The sequence below is a fragment of the Amycolatopsis tolypomycina genome (assembly GCF_900105945.1).
Classification (GTDB): Bacteria; Actinomycetota; Actinomycetes; order Mycobacteriales; family Pseudonocardiaceae; genus Amycolatopsis; species Amycolatopsis tolypomycina.
Window position 1 is genome coordinate 837,315 of the sequence record NZ_FNSO01000004.1, and the last position, 17,815, is coordinate 855,129.

Genomic DNA, 17,815 nt, shown 5'->3' on the forward strand with positions numbered 1-17,815 from the left:
GTCAGAGCAGGGTCGACTGGGCGGCGTTGAACGTGCCGTTGCTGCTCCACTTGACGCCCTCGTGGTCGAAGCCACCGGTGGCGTTCGCGCGGAAGCGGAACACGTTCGTGTTCGAGCCGCCGTAGTCGTAGGTGGCGAACAGGTCCGTGCGGCCGTCGCCGTCGAAGTCGCCCGCGGTCCACTGCGACTGGCCGAGGTTCCACTGGCCCGGCCCGCTCGTCCACTGCGTGACCGGGGCGTCGACGCCGGTGGCCGTGGCGTGCCAGGTGCGGAACGTCAGGTTCGCGCCGCCGAGGTCGATCGCGGCGCCGAGGTCGGTGCGCCCGTCGCCGTCGAAGTCGCCGGAGACGAACTTCGCCTTGCCGGTCGGGATGCCGCCGTTCCACTTGACGCCCTGCGCGTCGAGCCCGCCGGAAGCGTTGCCGTGGAAGAGGAACAGGTTCGCCGTGTTGTCGTGGTAGTCGTAGAACGCGGCCAGGTCGGCCCGGCCGTCGCCGTTGAAGTCGCCGCCCCGCCAGCTGGACTGGGCGAGGTACCAGTTGCCCGGCCCGGTGCGCCACTGCGTGACCGGGGCGTCGAACCCGGTCGTCGTCGCGTGCCAGGTCAGCATGCTCAGGTCGGCGTTGCCGTTGTCGTAGGCGGCCGCGATGTCCGTGCGGCCGTCGCCGTCGAAGTCGCCCGCGGTGAGGCGCGCGTTCAGCGGCCGGAAGGCCCCGCCCCACTTGATGCCCTGGTGGTCGAACCCGCCGGAGCTGTTGGCGTACCAGAGGAACAGGTTCGAGCCGCCGTCCAGGTAGTCGTAGAACGCGGCGATGTCGGTGCGGCCGTCGCCGTTGAAGTCGCCGCTGACCCAGCGGGCCTTGCCGGCCTCCCAGCCGTCGGCGCTCCACTTCAGCGCCGGCGCGCCCACGCCGCCGGCCGCGGTCGTCGGCCAGACGTACATGCCGGTGCGGGCGTTGCGCAGGTCGTAGGCCGCGCCCGCGTCGTCCTTGCCGTCGCCGGTGAAGTCGTTGCCCGCCGAGACCGGCGTGGTCGCGGAGAGCACGTCGGTCGGCGTGCTGGTGCCACCGTCGGTCGTCGCGACGACGACGCGGTAGTAGCGGGTCTGCTTGGCGGGCAGGCCGGTGTGCGTGTACGACGTGCCGTCGACACTGCCCAGCAGGTGCGTGCCGTCGACCGGGACGTCCGGGGTGGCCGAGGCGTAGACGCGGTAGGCGGTGCGGTCGCTCACCGGGTGCCAGGACAGGGTGATCGCGTGCCCGACGGCCTTGGCCGACGGTGCCAGCGCCTGCTGCCGGATCCAGCCGGCGAGGTCGTCGACGCGGGCGGCGGTGGTGCCCTGCCGGGTCGTGGTCTCCCCGAAGCAGCCGTGCTGCCACGAGGCGCCGGCCACGGCGACGACGTCGGTGCGGCCGCCGGCGTCGCGGAAGATCGGCGCCCCGGCGTCGCCCTTGCAGGCATCGGTGCCGTTCGTGCCGGTGAGGGACAGGGTGGTCGCCGTCGACGAGGAGGCCTTGAACGCGCCGACGTGCAGCGTGTCGGGCACCCATTCGCTTTCGGTGCGGCCGTACCCGGCCAGGCTGAGCGTCTCATCGCCGGCCGGGGTGGTGCCCAGCGGCAGCGGAGCGATACCGGTGACGGGCGTGGCGAGCCGGGCCAACGCGACGTCCCGGTCGGCCCGGACGACGACGTTCGTGACGGCCGCGACGTGGCCGCCGGTGCCGCTCAGGCTGGTTTTGCCGATGGTGGCGGTGGTCGCCCTGGCAGGCACCCCGCCCTGCGGGTTTTCGGGGAAGCAGCTCGCGGCGGTGAGGACGAGATCGGGTTCGACGAGCGAGCCCCCGCAGGCCCGCCCGTCGGCGGTGAGCTTGGCGGCGAACGGATAGGCACCCGGAGTGGCGGCGGTACCGCCGGAAACGGCCTCGGCGGGCGCTGCGGTCAGCAGCCCGGCCGCGATCAGGGCGACGGCCGTGGCGGTGCGGGAAACAGACATGAAGGCTTGTTCTCTCTCGCGGATCGGTGGATTCGTCCGCTACGCCGTCACTCGGATTTCGAGAAGCGCGGCCGGGTCGTGGTTCGGCATCGATTCGCCGACCGGGGTCCACTGGCCCGGCTGGATGACGACCGTTTCCGTCGCGCTTTTCGCCGTCAATGTGGCTTTCGCGGTGTGGCTGTCACCCTTGATGAAGTAGGTCTCTGGGATCTGCATGGTCACGAAGCCGGGCGTGCCGGTGACGCGGAAACAGGCGTCCCCGCCCTTGATCTTGTAGCTCTGCACGACGATGAGGTCGCCGCCGCTCGCGCAGTCCACCAGCAGGACGTGCCCGTCGCCCTTGAGCAGGGTGATGTTCCGCTCGGCGAGGATCCGGTCCGCGCCGGGGTAGTCGTAGGTTTCGACGATCGGCGGCGGGGTGTCGTCCGCGGTGGTGGCGCCGGTCGCGCCCGCCGGGGCGGTGATCACCGTGGTGGCCAGCGCGGCCAGCCCGAGCAGGCCGGCGCCGAAGGCAGCGAGACGGGTGCGAGCAGAATTCACGATGACCGTTCCTCCGTGTCGAAATCGGGAAACGGTGCCCAGGCAGATGCTTGGCACGACAGACCGCCCCCCTTGCGAAACGCTAGGCAGGACAGGTGTCGGAAGAATTCCTGGATGGTAAAATTCACATAACTATGACTTTGATCACAATTTAGGCTGGGCGGCTAACGTTTTGCCGGAATGCAATCCGACGTGATTAATCGCGCTGGCCTTCGGTGTGCCGACGAACGGAGGATTGACAGATCCCGGAATCGATGCCGCCTGGTGCTGTGCATTGTCGGGTGGTTATGGTCGCTTCGTCTGATCATGCGAATTCATTCGAGGGGGATCGAGCAGGGTGGGAACCAGACGTGGCGGCGTGCCGGTGCGGCGCGCCCTGGTGGTGCTGGCCATGGTCGGCACGTTGGTGGCGGGAACGGCGGGTGCCGGGCCGGTCGCCGGCGCCGACACCCCGGACGGCGGGACGGCCGACCGGGCGCGGGTGCTGGCGATCGTGCAGACCGGCACAGCGGGGGTGGCCAGGGCGGCGGAGATCGCCTTGGCGGGCTCCGACGCGGAGGTCGCCGAATTCCTGCGGACCGGCGAGACCGCGGCGCGCGTGCAGGACGACCGCGTCCGGGTCGGGCAGGTCCTCGCCACCGGCGGCCGGGGGCTCCGGGAAGCGGCGCAGGCCGCGCTGAACGGGACCCCCGAGGACGTGCGGGCCTTCCTGGCCGACGGCTGGCGGGCCCCGCTCGAGCAGGACATGCGGGTCCGGGTCGGCCAGATCATGAGCACCGGCGGCCGCGGTGTCCGGGAAGCCGCGCAGGCCGCGCTGAACGGGACCGCCGACGACGTGTGGCGGTTCCTCACCACGGGGCAGTTCGAGCCGGCCGAGCGCGACAACCGGGTGCTCGTCGGCCGGATCATGGTCGAAGGCGGCCCGAACGTGAAGCAGGCGGCCCAGATCGCCCTCTCGGGCACCGCCGACGACATCAAGGAGTTCCTCGCCTCCGGGCAGTACATCGCGCGCGCCCGTGACCAGGAGACGACGTCCGTCGCGCAGCTGGCGGCGCTGGCCAAGCAGTCCGGTGAGGAAGCCGCCCGCGAGACCGAAGCGGCCAAGGAAGCTTCGGCCCGTGCGGTCGAGTCCTCCCGCCTGGCCAAGGAGGCCGCGCAGCGGGCGGCCCAGGAGACCGAGGCGGCGAAGAACGACGCCGGCCGGGCCGCGGAGGCCGCGGGCCGGGCCGCCGATTCGGCCGGGCGGGCCGCGGACGCGGCGCAGGCCGCGATCGCGGCGGCCAACGCGGCGAACCAGGCCGCGCGGGTCGCGGCGAACGCCGCGGCCAAGGCCGCTTCCGCCGCCGCGGCCGCGGGGCAGGCCGCGGTCCGGGCCCGCAACGCCGCCGCCGCGGCGGCCGGTGACGCGAGCCAGGCCGACGCGGCCCGCCAGGCCGCGGTGGACGCCAGGGCGGTCGCGGCCGCGGCCAACCTCGCCGCCGACGCGGCGACGGCGGCCGGTGCCGCCGCGGTGAACGCCGCCTCCGCGGCCGGCTCGGCCCGCAGCGCCGGCGCGAACGCCGACGCCGCCGCGGCCGCCGCGAGCGAAGCCGCCGGGTACGCCGGCTCCGCCGGCGCGGAAGCCCAGCGGGCCAGGAACGCGGCAGCCACGGCGAAGCGGAAGGCCGCCGAAGCCAACCGCGCCGCGAACGCCGCGGAGTCGTTCGCCAACCAGGCGGCGAGCGCGGCGGCCGAGGCGTCCCAGGCGGCCCGTTCCGCGGCCGGGCACGCGGAGGCGGCGGCGACGGCCGCCGAAGAGGCGGCCAAGCACGCCGGACAGGCCCAGGACGCGGCCAAGGAAGCCACGCTCCACGCCGAAGCGTCGCTTCGCGCGGCAGACGCCGCCACGGCGGCGGCCACCGAGGCCGAACGGATCGAGGCGACCGCCAGGCAGAGCGAGGCCGACCGGCTCGCGAACGACACCGCCGAGGCGATCGGCGTCGCCGAGCAGGCGAAACAGGCGTACGACACGCGACGAGCCGACGCCGAGTGGGAAGCGGCCGAGGCCGCCCGGCTGGACCAGGAGACCCAGCGGCTGATCGCCGAGGCCGGGGCACCGGACGCGTCGGTCGCGACCAAGGTGGCGAACGGGCGCAAGATCGCGATCCAGCTGCGCAGGACCGGCGGGTCGTGGACGAAGGAGGCCGCGGAAGCGGCGCTGGCCGGCAACGAGGCCGACGTGCTTTCGTACGTGCGGACCCAGCGTCAGGTCGCGGCCGAGAAGGACGACCGGGCCCGCGTCGCCTACCTGGCGGACTCCGCGGGCAAGGCGGCGAAGAAGACCGCCGCCGAAACCGCGTTGTTCGGTGCCTACCCGGGTGTCCAGGAGTTCCTGCGCACCCAGTACTACGACGGCAAGGTGGCCGACGACCGGGTGCGCGTCGGCCAGATCATGAGCACCGGCGGACCGGCCACGAAGGACGCCGCGCAGCAGGCGCTGAACGGCACCCCGGCGGACGTCGAGCAGTTCCTCGCCGTCGGGCAGTACACGGCGGCCGAACACGACGACCGGATCGCCGTGGGCCGGATCATCAGCACCGGCGGACCGAACGTCAAGGCCGCCGGCCAGGTCGCCCTGTCCGGGCCGCCGTCCTTCCTGCGGATCTTCCTCCAGGTCGGGCAGTACAAGGCCCAGCGGATGGACCACGACGCGGCGACCCACGCCGCGGAGATCCGGCGCTACGTCGCCGAAGCGGCGCGGCTGGCGGCCGAAGCCAGGGCGAGTGCTGCCGAGGCGGCGCGGGCGGCCGCGGTGGCCCGCAACGCCGCCGGTGAGGCGCAGGCCTACGCCGACCAGGCGAAGCGGGCGGCCGAGGAAGCCAAGGGTGCCGCGGATCGGGCCGCGCAGTCCGCCCGCGAGGCACAGGAGTCGGCGGACGCGGCCGCGCGCTCGGCCCAGCAGGCCCGCGACGCGGCGAACTCGGCACAGAGCTCCGCACGGTCGGCCGAACAGTCGGCTGCCGAGGCGTCGTCGTCCGCGGCGCAGGCCCGGGCGTGGGCCGCCGAGGCACAGGAATCGGCGGACCAGGCCCGTGCTTCGGCCCTCGCGGCCAGGAAATCGGCCGACGAAGCCGCGCAGGCGGCGGCGGACGCGTTGAAGATCTATTCGGACAAGCGCGACGCGGAGGCGAAGGCCCAGCGCGAGAACCCGGTGCCGGTGCCGCAGGAACCGACCGGTGAGGCCGATCCGGTCGTGCCCGAGGAGATGGTCCTCGAGGGCGGGATGTCGCTCGCCGACCTCGCCGGCCTGCTGATCGACATCGCGAGCATGTTCGACCCGACGCCGGTGACCAACGTCGGCTCCGGTCTGATGAGCCTGTTCAACGGCGACTGGGCCGGCGTGGGGATGTCGGTCGTCGGGGCCATCCCGGGGCTCGGCGCGGGAGCGGACCTGGCCAAGGCCGCGCGCCGGATCGAAAAGGCGTTCGTGAACCTCGCGCCCTACCTGGGGCGGCCGGGATTCCTGGAGAACGTCGCGCACAACCTGAAGGGCCTCTCGCCCGAGCACGCGAACCGCGCGCTCGGCGTGATGAACGCCATGCAGCGGGACGCGGAAAAGTTCCTCAGCGGCAAGGGACCGGAGTTCCTCCGTGCCCTCAAGGACGCCAGGCTGCCGACGATGGGGCCGATCCGGTTCGTGCCGCCGAAGAACTTCAACCCGGCCAAGCCCAAACGCAACGGGATGTACGAGGACGCCTACGGCAACGGCTGGAAGTGGGACCCGAACAAGTCCGAATGGGACGTCCAGATCAGAAATGGCGATGGTAAGATGGACTACTTCGCCAAGGACGCAGGGCACGCGAATATCTCGCCTGAAGGACGTGTAACGCACAAATGAGGTTTTCCACATCGGACGTCGTGGCGAATATCCTGATCGGCGTCGAAACCGAGGAATTCGCCACGGCGGCCGGTGTGTCCGCGGCGCTGGCCGGGGAGTTCGGGGCTTCGGCACTGGAGCTCCGGCGCGCCGACCCGGAAGGCGGCCGGAAGGGCTTCACCCTTTCCCTGTTCCTTTCCTGTCCGGTGGCCGAGGCGGAGACCGCCGGCGAGGCGCTGCGGCGCGCGGTGCTGCCGGTGGCCCTTAAGTACCGCCTTGATCCCGCCGCCCTCGAAATCCACGGTGACCCGGAGGCGGGCGGCTACGCCGACCTGCCGTTCGGGGAGCTGGCGGTCGACGGCTACGTCGTCTACGGGCTGCTAGCCGTCCCCGGGGGCGGCGAAACGCGGGTCGCGACCTACGTGACCCGCCCCGACTTCACCCCCCGGGCGGACTCGGACCTCGTTTCACGGGTGCACCTGCGGGTCCCGGGGGCCGATCCGGGGCAGGCGCTCGAGCGGTACCGGCCGGTCGCCGAAGCGACGCGGGCGTCGACCGTCCAGATCGTCTCGGCGCGGGCGGCAGGCTCGGCGGCGGAGTACTGCGAGGTCGCGCTGCTCTCGGCCGTCCCCGCGCTCGACGGCGAGGACGCCGAGGCGGGGCAGCGGCGGGTGGCCGGGATGCTCGCCGACCGGCTGGACGCCGTCCCGGCCGGCCACCTCGAATCAGTGGCCGTGCGGGTCGAGGACGATCCGCTCTACGAGGATTGAGACCTGGGCGGGATGTCCGAGCGACAGCACGATCCCGAGCTCTTCGACGAGCTGATGCGCACCGAACTCCGGCAGCAGCCGGTCAGCGGGTACGCGATCGCCACCCTGGTGTTCGGCCTGATCGGCGGGGTGCTCGCGCCGGTGTGCGGTGCCGTCGCGATCTCGCGGATCCGGAAACAGCGGCAGCGGGGTCTCGGGTTCGTCGTCTGCGGGCTGGTGGCCTTCGTCGCCTGGGTGGGCGTCTTCGCGTACGGGGTCGGCACCGGGACGTTGGGGTGGCCGCGGCCGGCCGCCCAGGAACGGCTGCCCGAGGGGGTGGTGCACGGGCTCGACCTCGCCGTCGGCGACTGCTTCTGGGCGCCGGCCACCTCGGGTGAGGCCGACGTGTTCCGGAGGCCGTGCGCGGCCGGGCACACCGGTGAGGCCTTCGAGGTGCTCCCGCTGGGGGAGGGCCCGATGCCCGACGTCCTCGAGCTCTACCGGACCACCCTGGCCCGCTGCGAAGCCGGCGCCCGCTCGGTACCCGGCGTCCGCGTGCAGGTCATGACGCCGACGTCGGCGCGCTGGGCCGAGGGCAAGCACCGGGCGATCTGCTGCTCGGCCTGCTGCGGGCCGGTGGGCGGGCCGTGGGTGCGCGCGAGGTGCTTGAGTGCCGTCACGGCGCGGCTCCGGTGAAGCGGCCGCTGGACGAGTGGCCGTGCTCGTCACCGGCCTCGGGTACGCCCTGGTCACGGGCACTCCGCGGTTCCTCCGCGCCGCGCTGCCGCACGGGGTCGACGACGCGCGGGCGCGGTTCGGCCGGGTGGCTCGGCGGCTGGGCTGTCCCGAATTGCTGGCTGCCGCCGAGCGGTTCCCGCCCGGCGCGCACGCGTGGCGGTCGCCGGCCGAGGTGGCGTCCGGTTCGGGGGTGGCGTTCGCCCACGGGGACCTGTCCGGCGCCGAGTTCGCCCGGCGCTGGTACGCCGCTCGCCGACGGGCGGACGAGCGCGGCGAGCGGGTGCGCGACCGGTTGGCGTGGCTGCTCGGCGAGGTGTTCTTCCTGCTCGAGGACTACCCGATCGACCCCGAGCTGCGCGAGCCGGGCGACGTCACCGACGAGGAGCTCCTCGCGGGTGTGCGGACCCTGCTGGAGTGACCACGGGGGCTACGACTCCGCCGGCTTCGTCCACGCCACCTGCACCAACCCGGTCCCGTGCCGTCGCGACACCAGCGTTCCCCGCCCCGGCGGCTGCGGCGAAGGCTTCACGTCCGCCAGCAACGCCCCTTCGTCCTTCGTCCCCGACATGATCAACCCCGGCGAGCCCAGCTCTCGCAGCCGCTGCAGCACCGGCTCGAACAGCGCCCGCCCGGCGCCGCCCGAACCGCGGACGATCACCAGGTGCAGGCCGATGTCCCGGGCCTGCGGCAGGAACTCCAGCAACGGCTGCAACGGGTTCCGCCCGACCGTCGCCACCAGTTCGTAGTCGTCCACCAGGACGAACAGCTCCGGTCCGCGCCACCACGAGCGGTTGCGCAGCTGCTCCGGCGTCACCGACGGGCCCGGCAGGCGGTTGCGCATCGCCGTCGCGCACTCGCCGATCAGGTCCGTCAGCTTGCCCTCCGCCCCCGCGTAGCCCAGCAGGTGCGGCTCGGACACCGCACCCAAGAGCCCCCGGCGGTAGTCCGCCACGATGATCGCCGCTTCCTCCGGGGTGTACGCCGATGTGATGCCCTGAGCCAGCGCACGCAACAGCGAACTCTTGCCCGACTCCACGTCGCCGAAAGCCACGAAGTGCGGGTCCGTCGCGAAATCCAGGTACACCGGGCGCAACGTCGACTCCGCGATACCCAACGTCACCTGCCGCGAAGGGGCCGCGGGCAACCCGTCGAGGGGCACCTCGGGTGGCAGGAGCCGGACCTGGGGGGCGCGCGGTCCCTGCCACGCCTCGGAAATCCGCCGCACCAGGTCGACGCCGCCGGCGCCGATCGTCTCCGGGCGCTGGTCGGTGTCTATGCGGGGTAGCGCCGCCAGGAAGTGGAGCTTCTCCGCCGTGATGCCGCGGCCGGGGCGGTCGGCGGGGACGTTGGCCGCCACCTTGCGGTCGATCGACGAATCCATCGGGTCGCCCAGGCGCAGCTCGAAGCGGGTGCCGATCGCGTCGCGCAGCTGCGCGCGGACGCCGATCCACTGGTTGAGCGAGACGATCACGTGGATGCCGAAGCCGAGGCCGCGCGCGGCCAGCCCGGTGATCTGCTCCTCCAGCTGCTCGTACTCCTGGCGGATCGTCGTCCAGTTGTCCACGAACAGGAACACGTCGCCGAACTCGCGCTCGTCCGTGCTCTCGGTGAACTCCGCGCGGCGGGCGCGGAACGCCGCCATCGACTCGATCCCCTGTGCCGCGAAGAACTCCTCGCGCTGCTCCAGCAACGTCGTCAGCTCGGCGACCACCCGGCGGCAGCGCTGCGCGTCGCGCCGGGTCGCGTAGCCCGACACGTGCGGCAGGCCGGCGATCGGCGCCAGCGCGCCGCCGCCCATGTCCAGCACGAACAGCTGGACCTCGGCCGGCGTGTGCGTCAGGGCGAGCATGCCCGCGATGTCCTTCATCAGCGTCGACTTGCCGCTCTGTGGGGCGCCGACGATCAGCGCGTGCCCGGCCGCTCCCGAAAAATCCGCCCACAGCAGGTCGCGGCGCTGCTCGAACGGCTTGTCCACCAGCGCCACCGGGATCGTCAGCTTCCCGTTGCCGCCCCAGCCGAGCGGGCACAGGCCGCGCGCCGCGTCCTCGCCCAGCGGCGGCAGGAGCTGGTCCAGCGTCGGCGGTTCGTTCAGCGGCGGCAGCCAGATCTGGTGCGCGGCCGGGCCGCGGCCCTCCAGGCGGGACAGCATCGCGCCGATGATCGTCTCGCCGGTGCCCTCCGCTTCCGCAACGGGAGACACCTCGGTCGTGACCGGGATTTCCACCGGGGCCAGGGAAAACGGCAGCACACCCAGCTCCTGGCCGTCCTCGCGCACGACCGTGCTCCGCGGCGGCAGCTCCCCGGAGACGTAGGCCGCCTTGAGCCGGACCAGCGTTTCGGTGTCGGACTTCAGGTACGCCGACCCCGGCACCGGCGGCAGGTGGTAGGCGTCCGCGACACCCAGCACCGCCCGGCTTTCCGCGGCGGAGAACGTCCGCAGCCCGATCCGGTACGACAGGTGCGAGTCGAGCCCGCGCAGCCGGCCCTCCTCCAGCCGCTGGGACGCCAGCAGCAGGTGAATCCCCAGTGAGCGCCCGAGCCTGCCGATCGCGACGAACAGGTCGATGAACTCCGGCCGCGAGGACAGCAGCTCGCTGAACTCGTCGATGATCACCAGCAGCGACGGCAGCGGTTCGAGCGGCGCGCCGTCCGCGCGGGCCTTCTCGTAGTCCCGCACCGACGCGTAGTTCCCGGCCGCGTGCAGCAGTTCCTGCCGCCGCAGCAGTTCGCCGTTCAACGCGTCCGCCATCCGGTCGACCAGCGCGAGGTCGTCGGACAGGTTGGTGATGACGGCGCACGTGTGCGGCAGCCCGGTCATCCCGGCGAACGTCGCGCCGCCCTTGAAGTCGATGAGCGCCAGGTTGAGCGTCTCCGACGAGTGCATCACGGCCAGCGCCGTCACCAGCGTCCGCAGCAGCTCGCTCTTGCCGGACCCGGTCGCGCCGATGACCAGCCCGTGCGGGCCCATCCCGCCTTCGGCCGACTCCTTGAGGTCCAGCTCGACCGGCCGGCCTTCCGGGTTGACGCCCAGCGGGATCCGCAGCCGGTCGCGGGCCGCGCGCGGGGCCCACGTCACGGTGGTGTCGGTGTCGCGCGGATCGCCGATGCCGAGCAGCCCGGCCAGCCCGAACGTCGTCGACATCGGTTTCTCGCCGACGACCGCGGCCGCGGTGTGCAGCGGCGTCAGCATCCGGGCCAGTGCCTCGGCGGCGCCGCGGTCGAGGGTGTCCGGGCGGCCGAGGAAGCCGAGCCGCGACTCGCCGCCGTCGCTGACGACCATGCCGAGCGACTCGGGTGCGGTGTGCAGGCTCAGCAGCTTCTCGGTCGACGACGCCCGCGGGTGCTCCGGCCCGGCCTCGATGACGGTGACGCCGAGCCTGCCGTCCTCGCCGATCAGCCGGGGTTCGCCGTGAGCGGTGCCGCCGTCGACGACGACCACGAGGTGCGGCAGGTCCAGCTCCGCCGCGGCGCGCCTGCTGAACGCGGGGCGTTCGCCCAGGTCGGCGCCCAGCAGTTCGGCGAGCCCGGCCGCGGTGTCGGCGGCGAGCCGTTTCGCGCCGACGGCGTCGGCCGCGCCGGCCGCCGTCGCGTGCGGCAGCCACTTGAGCCATTCCCAGTCGTGCTGCCGGTCCGGTGACACGCAGACCGCGACCCGCAGGTCCGCGGGGGAGTGGAAGGTGACGAGCTGGCACAGCAGCGCCCGCACCAGGCCGAGCACGTCGGGCCGCCGCCCGGCCACGGTGACCGCGGCGAACGACCGCAGCGACAGCGCGACCGGCAGCCCGTCCACCGTCGAGTAGGTGCGGATGAAGTGCTTGAGGCTGGTGGAGGACACCGGGTCCAGGTCCTCCAGCGGCACGGTCTGCGGCGCCTTCAACGGCGTCGCGAGCCGCTGCGGCCCGGTGCCCGCGCGCACCTGCGCGAAGTGGCCGTCGCCGCGCCGCCGGTCCCACAGCTTGCCGGTCTCGACGTAGGCCCACAGGTCGGCCGGGTCGGGCTGGACGGCGATCATGGCCGCGCGCTGGCCGTCGGCGATGTCGCGGACCTGGGCGCGCAGCCCGGAGAGGTAGCGCTGGTAGTCCCGGCGTTCGTCGTTGATCTGCGCCTTCTTCGCCATCCCGCCGCGGCCCAGCGACATCACGACCATGCCGCCCATGGCGCAGATGAACAGGGCGCCGAAGATCCACGTCATCACGCCGCCGTCGCGTCCGATGTAGACGAACGACATCGCGCCCATGCCGAGCATCATCGGCAGGAACATCATCAGCTGCACCATGCCGCCGGACGAGCTCTTCGGGAGCATCGGCGGCGACTGCAGCACGATCTCGGACGGGCGCTCGGGCGGGATGCTCATGCAGCAATGCTCCAGCGGATCGGGGCGGCTCTGACCGGTATTTTGGCCACTTGCCGCTCGCGCGCGGTGGGTACTTTTGCCGTCCGCCCGCTTCCGGGGCCGAACTTACGCTCGGGCCGTGCAAGCCACCCGGAAGGAGAGCCATGGCCGGCGAGTACCGGGCTGAGCCCGAGGCGATGCGCTCCGCCGTGGGCAACGTCGGGGGCATCATCGCGCACGGCATCAACGCCGTGGCCGACCTCGAACGGCTCGTGGTCCAGCCGATGTCGTTCGCGACGTTCGGCAGCGCGGTCGCCGCCGCGAACGCGGCCCTGCACTCCAGCCAGATCACCGCCGTCCGCACGCTGCTGCAGCTGCTGCAGCAGGTCAACGGGCTCGTCAAGGCCAGTGCCGACGCCTACCAGGCGGCCGACCAGGACGTCGCTTCGGGCTACGGCGGCGGGCACGCACCGGGCGGCACCGCGTCGTCGATCTGGGGCAGCTCGCACGCGTCCGAGCTCGCCACCCTGGCCATCAACGACAGCGCGGGCGCCCGCGGCGAGCCGTCGTCGGTCGGGAACGTGCTGCGCTACCTGGGGGACGCGCGGCTGGGCAGGCTCGGCGACCACCCGATCACCGACACCCGCTTCCACGGCGTCGCCGACTTCAACGACTGGCTCGCCGGCGACGCCGACAACCAGGCGCGCGTCGGGCTGATCGAGGTCTACGCCGGCACCGCGCGGACGTTCTCCGACGTGCCCGGCGGCGTGCACAGCGGTGACGTCGTGGTCGTCGAGCCGCTGCTGTTCTCCGACCGGCAGCCGGTCATCGGCGTCGCCGGCGACGGTGGCCGCCTCTACAACCACGGGCTGCTCGACGCCCGCACCGGCGGGCTGGCGAAGGTCAGCGTCTACCGGCCCGCGTCCGTCGTCTGATCGTCCGCCCTCGAATCTTTGTGAGGATTGATGCTGACTTTCCCGAACTCCAGCGCGATGGACGCGACCGCGTCCTCGGGCGGGCCGATCACCATCCTGCCGCAGATCGTCACCGGGCAGCCGGAGCAGATCGCCAAGCACGTGGTGGACCTGGTCCGCAAGGCCGAGCAGTTCCTCTCGATGTACAACGAACTGACCAAGGCCGCCGACCAGCTCGGCAAGATCTGGTCGGGCGCGGCGAGCGAGTCGGCGCTGAAGAAGATCAACGACTCGCTCGACCAGCTGACGAAGATCATCAACGTCGTCCAGAAGGGCGCCGAGCTGCTCGGTGTCTCCGGCACGCTGATCAAGACCGCGCAGGAGGCCTACCGCGCGGTCGTCTCCGCGGTGAACCCCACGGTCGCCGCGCTGATGTCGAACTGGTGGACCTACGGGGCGGCGGTCGCTTTGTCGACCGCGACGAGCGCGTCGCTGCGGGCGTTCATCACCGCGATCGGCGCGCTGCTCAAGGCACTCGGCGCGGTGGACCTCGCCCAGCAGGTCACCACGCTCGCGCAGGTCATCGGCCAGATCGAGAAGCTCTTCCACCACTCCTCCGGCAGCTCGAGCGCGACGTCGCCGTCGATCGGGAGCACCCCGGTCACGGCGCCGCAGACCCCGCCGCCGGTGGCGAGCCCGTCGGGGCAGCAGGCTGCGTCGTCAAGAAATCCCACCCCCGGCGGTGAGGGGATCCCGCAGCAGCCCTCGTTCACTGACTACACCCCGCCCGCGCTCGCCACCGGCGGCGGTTCCAGCGGCGGCGCCGCGAACAGCTGGATCCCGATCGACCATCCCGCAACGCCGCCCTCGATCCCGGCCCCGGCACCCGCTCCGGCGCCGCTGCCCGCCCCCGCCGGGCACGCCGACGAGGTCGTCATCCGCACCAACCTGACCACCGGCGAGTCCACTGTGGAGGCTCCCGGCGGTCAGGACTTCGACCTCGACATCAGCATGGACTACAACGGCAAGCACTTCAGCCAGCACGTCGACTACGACGCGGCGGAGAACTAGCCGATGGGCGGGGCGGTCGATGCGTCGGGAGTGGTCAGCTCCGTGCTGTCCGGGTACCGGCGCGTGCTCGTCGAGTGCCGTCGCCGCGTCACCGGCGATCCCGGCGCGCTCAGCGCCGCGTCGCAGCGAGTCGCGACCCGGGCAACGGCCGTTTCGGGCCAGGCGCGGGAAATCGACGAGTCCGCCAAGGCGCTGCACGCGGACTGGGACGGCGACGCCTACACCGCGTTCGCGACGGCGGCGGGCGAACTCGGCAAGGAGCTCGCCGGCACCGCCACGAAACTCGACGACCAGGCGAAGCGGCTCGCCGCGGCGGCGCGGCTCGTGCAGTCCGCGGAAGCCGCCGTGGACTCGGTGCTCGCGCAGTTCGACTCCTACGCCGCCCAGCTGACCGCCCAGGCCCGCGCGGTGAACTCCGCCGCGGTCGGGGCGTTCATCCAGGCCGCGCGGCAGCTCGGCGAGCAGAGTGGCGCGGCGGCCCGCCAGGTGGTCGACGAGTTCTCCGACGCCCTCGCCGAGCTGTTCCCGCCCGAAGGCGTCGGCCGGCTCGAGCACGAGCTCGGCAAGTGGGCGCGCGGCCCCCTGCACTGGCTCAACGGCGAGCCGATGGACGGCCGGAAGCGGCCGCGGACCGTGCCCTCGTGGTTCGGCAACTCCGGCTGGAAGAAGCTCACCTGGGACGGCCTCGAAGGCACCCGCGCGCCGAGGAAGGCCGACACGCCGTTCGGGCAGCCGGAACCCGACGGCGTCAAGGAAAAGCTCGCCCGCAACACCGAGATCACCTACTACAAGTTCCAGCACGAGCAGGACGGCTGGTCGCCGGGCTACGACGGGAAGATCACGTCGAAGGGCTGGGACGCGTCCGCGTCCGGGCACGCGGAACTCGCGGCGCTGCACGGCGAAGCCGAAGCCAAGAAGGCGTGGGGCGTCGCCGAAGCCCACGCCAAGGGCACGGTGTTCGCCGGCGGCGAGGTCAGCGCGTCCGGCACGATCGGCGCGCACGGCGTCGGCGCGCACGCGAACGCGTTCGTCGGTGGGAAGGTCGAAGGCGAGGTCGCCGCGGACGTCGCGGGCATCGGTGTCGGCGCGAACGGCACCCTGCAGTACGGCCTCGGCGCGCAGCTCGACGCCCAGGCCGTCTACGACGCCGGGCACCTCAAGGTGAGCTTCAAGGCGGGCGCGGCGCTCGGCCTCGGCCTGGGCGTCGGCGCGAAGATCGACATCGACCTGCCGAAGCTCGGCCACACGATCGGCGAGTACGGCGGCGCGGCCGTCGACGCCGTCAGCCACGCGGCGTCGGACGCGGCCGACGCCGTGGGCTCCGCGTGGGACGACGCCGTCGCGTACGTGGGGTTGTGATGACGCTTCCCCTCGACTTCGTGATCCCGGACGGCTGGACCGCCGTCGACCCGGGCGACTCCGGCGCGGTGTTCGTCGCCGTGCACGACGCCGCACCGGGCGAGTTCACCCCGAACATCACCGTGAGCGTGCAGCAGCGGCCGGACGACGCCACGATCGACGCCATCGCTGCTGAGGCCGTCGAACGCCTTTCGCGGACGCTGGCCGGGCTCGACGTGCTGATCGTCCGCGACGTCGGCGAGCCGGCCGCGCCGGGCGTCATGCAGCTGCTGCGGCTGCGCACCGGCGAAGGCACCGAGCTGATCCAGACCCAGGTGCACCTGACGGTCCCCGGCGCCACGCCGGCGGAGCGGCTGGTGCTGGAGCTCGCCTGCACGGCCGCGCCCGCGACCGCCCGGCGGCTCGCACCCGGATTCCAGCGGTTCGTGGCGAGCGTCCACGTCCGCCAGCACGAAGGGACACAACAGTGACCGATCCGTACGCGGTGCCCGACATGGACGAGCTGCTCGCCCAGGTGCGCAAGCAGACCGAAGAGGTCCAGCGGATCCAGCGCACGGTCGAGGCGATGGAGGTCAAGGCGCACTCGCGGCAGAACGAGGTCACCGTCACCCTCCGCGGCGACGGCCGGTTCACCTCGATCGACATCGACCCCCGCGCGATCCGCGAGTACGACGCGCGCAACCTGTCGGAGATCGTCCTGGAAGCGGTGAACGCCGGGCTGCAGAAGCTGGCCGAAGCCAGTTCCGCCAAGTTCGCCCCGGTCATCGCGGCCGCGAAAGACGTCTGATGACGGCTTCTCTGACCGGGACGACGCGCCGGGTCACGGTGGTCACGCCGCGGGCCCGCGTCGACGTCGCCCTGCCGCAGCAGTCGACGTTCGCGGAGCTGGTCCCGCAGCTCGTGCGGCTGGCCGGAGCGTCCGGCCAGGCGTCGGCCGAGCACCCCGGCTGGGTCCTTTCGCGGCTGGGTGGCGCACCACTGGCACTGGGCCTGAGCGTGGCGGCGGCCCAGATCCGGGACGGCGAAGTGCTGCACCTGACCCCGCGGGAGCGCCCGCGGGGTCCGCTGCTGTTCGACGACGTCGTCGACTCGATCGCGAGTGTGGCGGACGCCGACGGCGGCTGGGGCCCGTCGGTCGCCCGGCGGTCCGGCCTGGTCGCCGCGGTGGTGCTGCTCCTGGCGGGCGGCCTGCTGGTGCAGGCGGCGGCGTCGGGCAGCGTCCTGGCGCCGATCGGGACGGGGTTGCTGGCGTTGGTGCTGCTGCTCGGCGGCGGCGCGTTGAGCCGGGCGTACGGCGACGCCGAGGCGGGCGCGGCGGGTTCCCTGGCCGGCGTCGGCGTGGCGCTGCTGGCCGGGATGTCGGTGCTGCCCCCGCATCCGCTGTTCTCGCTGTCGGCGGGCCCGCTGGCCGCGGGCTTGGCGGCGGTGACGGTGTACGGCGTGCTGGCGGCGGTCTCGGTGGCGGACCGGCTCCCGTGGTTCGTGGCGATCACCGGCGCGGCGGGCTTCGGCGCGGTGACGTCCGGGGTCGTGCTGCTGGGCGGCGTCTCCGCGGTGTCCGCCGCGGCGGTGGTCGCGGTGGTGTGCACGGCCCTGGCGGCGGTGGCGCCGATGCTGGCGCTGCGCCTGGCCCGCCTGCCGCTGCCGCGCGTGCCGGACGACATGGCGGCGTTCCGCGCGGACGAGCAGCCGTCGCTGGGCACGGAGATGATCGGCCGGACGTCCCGGGCCCAGGCGGTCCTCACGGGACTGCTGGTGGCGCTCGGCCTGGTGGTGCTGGCGGGTTCGATGGTGCTCGCGTCCGGGGGTCCGTGGGAAGCCGGGCTGGCCGGTTTGCTGGGCCTGGCGTGGATCCTGCGGTCGCGGTCGTACGCGGGCCGGGCACAACGGCTGGTCCTGGTGGGTTTCGGCGTCCCGGCGCTGGTGTGCGCGGGGGTGTGGCTGGTGGCCTCGGGCAACCGCACGGCGGTGTTCGCGGCCGGGTGCGCGGTGGTGCTGGCGGCGGTGGTCTGCCTGGTGTACGCGACGCGGGTGGCGCGCGGACTGCGTTCGCCCTACTGGTCGCGGCTGCTGGACGTGACGGAGTTCCTGGTGCTGCTGTCCCTGGTGCCGGTGGTGGCGATGATCGCCGGGGTGTACGAGGCCGTGCGCGGCTGAGCCTTCTCCCGGCGGTCGACACATTCGACTGAACCTTTCATTGACGGTGCCGCGCGGGCACTGTTAGGACTGTTTCGGGAGCGCTCCCAGGTGGTTGCCGGCCGA

At 72.9% G+C, this 17,815-nt stretch carries 13 protein-coding genes; 10 read left to right on the top strand and 3 right to left on the bottom strand.

Annotated features, from left to right (window positions below; all coding sequences use genetic code 11):
• Position 1 precedes the first annotated feature (1 nt).
• Both BLW76_RS14615 and BLW76_RS14620 read right to left on the bottom strand, forming a co-directional pair.
• On the bottom strand, positions 2–1,993 hold the full coding sequence (locus tag BLW76_RS14615) for a trypsin-like serine protease (RefSeq protein ID WP_091307313.1): 1,992 nt from the start codon (positions 1,991–1,993) through the stop codon (positions 2–4).
• 39 nt (positions 1,994–2,032) lie between these two features.
• The gene (locus BLW76_RS14620) at positions 2,033–2,533 is read right to left on the bottom strand and encodes a hypothetical protein (RefSeq protein WP_091307315.1); all 501 of its coding nucleotides are present in this window, start codon (positions 2,531–2,533) and stop codon (positions 2,033–2,035) included.
• 337 nt (positions 2,534–2,870) lie between these two features.
• On the opposite strand from BLW76_RS14620, the gene BLW76_RS14625 reads away from it, so the two are divergent.
• Genes BLW76_RS14625 through BLW76_RS14640 form a run of 4 tightly spaced genes read left to right on the top strand, consistent with a single transcriptional unit; the run spans position 2,871 to position 8,294 of the window.
• Positions 2,871–6,410: a polymorphic toxin type 17 domain-containing protein gene (locus tag BLW76_RS14625; RefSeq protein ID WP_143060629.1), complete on the top strand. Its 3,540-nt coding sequence runs from the start codon at positions 2,871–2,873 to the stop codon at positions 6,408–6,410.
• On the top strand, positions 6,407–7,159 hold the full coding sequence (locus BLW76_RS14630) for a hypothetical protein (protein WP_143060630.1): 753 nt from the start codon (positions 6,407–6,409) through the stop codon (positions 7,157–7,159). The genes BLW76_RS14625 and BLW76_RS14630 overlap by 4 nt, the downstream gene beginning before the upstream one ends.
• A 12-nt stretch (positions 7,160–7,171) precedes the next feature.
• Positions 7,172–7,834, top strand: a complete 663-nt coding sequence (locus tag BLW76_RS14635) for a DUF4190 domain-containing protein (protein ID WP_244170167.1) — start codon at positions 7,172–7,174, stop codon at positions 7,832–7,834.
• A gap of 22 nt (positions 7,835–7,856) precedes the next feature.
• Positions 7,857–8,294, top strand: coding sequence for a hypothetical protein (locus BLW76_RS14640; RefSeq protein ID WP_091307323.1), 438 nt, complete (start codon positions 7,857–7,859; stop codon positions 8,292–8,294).
• A 9-nt stretch (positions 8,295–8,303) separates the two neighbouring features.
• On the opposite strand, the gene eccCa is transcribed toward BLW76_RS14640, so the two are convergent.
• On the bottom strand, positions 8,304–12,230 hold the full coding sequence (gene eccCa / locus BLW76_RS14645) for a type VII secretion protein EccCa (RefSeq protein WP_091307325.1): 3,927 nt from the start codon (positions 12,228–12,230) through the stop codon (positions 8,304–8,306).
• A gap of 143 nt (positions 12,231–12,373) precedes the next feature.
• Between eccCa and BLW76_RS14650 the strand changes: the two genes are divergently transcribed.
• The 6 genes from BLW76_RS14650 to eccD are packed head-to-tail and all read left to right on the top strand — an operon-like array spanning position 12,374 to position 17,710.
• A complete protein-coding gene (locus BLW76_RS14650; RefSeq protein ID WP_091307327.1) occupies positions 12,374–13,144 on the top strand; it encodes a WXG100 family type VII secretion target in 771 nt (256 codons plus the stop codon).
• Positions 13,145–13,174: 30 nt separating this feature from the next.
• Positions 13,175–14,194, top strand: a complete 1,020-nt coding sequence (locus BLW76_RS14655; protein ID WP_091307330.1) for a WXG100 family type VII secretion target — start codon at positions 13,175–13,177, stop codon at positions 14,192–14,194.
• Between the two features lie 3 nt (positions 14,195–14,197).
• Positions 14,198–15,553 carry a WXG100 family type VII secretion target gene (locus BLW76_RS14660; protein ID WP_091307332.1) on the top strand — a complete coding sequence of 452 codons (1,356 nt, stop codon included), beginning with the start codon at positions 14,198–14,200 and terminating at the stop codon, positions 15,551–15,553.
• Complete coding sequence (locus tag BLW76_RS14665; RefSeq protein ID WP_208613293.1) at positions 15,553–16,023, top strand: hypothetical protein; 471 nt, start codon at positions 15,553–15,555, stop codon at positions 16,021–16,023. Before BLW76_RS14660 ends, BLW76_RS14665 begins: the two co-directional genes overlap by 1 nt.
• Positions 16,020–16,340, top strand: coding sequence for a YbaB/EbfC family nucleoid-associated protein (locus BLW76_RS14670; RefSeq protein WP_004558471.1), 321 nt, complete (start codon positions 16,020–16,022; stop codon positions 16,338–16,340). The genes BLW76_RS14665 and BLW76_RS14670 overlap by 4 nt, the downstream gene beginning before the upstream one ends.
• Positions 16,340–17,710: a type VII secretion integral membrane protein EccD gene (gene eccD, locus BLW76_RS14675; RefSeq protein WP_091307337.1), complete on the top strand. Its 1,371-nt coding sequence runs from the start codon at positions 16,340–16,342 to the stop codon at positions 17,708–17,710. The genes BLW76_RS14670 and eccD overlap by 1 nt, the downstream gene beginning before the upstream one ends.
• Positions 17,711–17,815: the final 105 nt, after the last annotated feature.

Excerpts from the sequence above, each read along its gene's own strand:
- BLW76_RS14615 (WP_091307313.1), bottom strand. The coding sequence starts at position 1,993 with ATGTCTGTTTCCCGCACCGCCACGGCCGTCGCCCTGATCGCGGCCGGG.
- BLW76_RS14630 (WP_143060630.1), top strand. The coding sequence starts at position 6,407 with ATGAGGTTTTCCACATCGGACGTCGTGGCGAATATCCTGATCGGCGTC.
- BLW76_RS14635 (WP_244170167.1), top strand. The coding sequence starts at position 7,172 with ATGTCCGAGCGACAGCACGATCCCGAGCTCTTCGACGAGCTGATGCGC.
- eccCa (WP_091307325.1), bottom strand. The coding sequence starts at position 12,230 with ATGAGCATCCCGCCCGAGCGCCCGTCCGAGATCGTGCTGCAGTCGCCG.
- BLW76_RS14650 (WP_091307327.1), top strand. The coding sequence starts at position 12,374 with ATGGCCGGCGAGTACCGGGCTGAGCCCGAGGCGATGCGCTCCGCCGTG.
- BLW76_RS14655 (WP_091307330.1), top strand. The coding sequence starts at position 13,175 with ATGCTGACTTTCCCGAACTCCAGCGCGATGGACGCGACCGCGTCCTCG.
- BLW76_RS14660 (WP_091307332.1), top strand. The coding sequence starts at position 14,198 with ATGGGCGGGGCGGTCGATGCGTCGGGAGTGGTCAGCTCCGTGCTGTCC.
- BLW76_RS14665 (WP_208613293.1), top strand. The coding sequence starts at position 15,553 with ATGACGCTTCCCCTCGACTTCGTGATCCCGGACGGCTGGACCGCCGTC.
- eccD (WP_091307337.1), top strand. The coding sequence starts at position 16,340 with ATGACGGCTTCTCTGACCGGGACGACGCGCCGGGTCACGGTGGTCACG.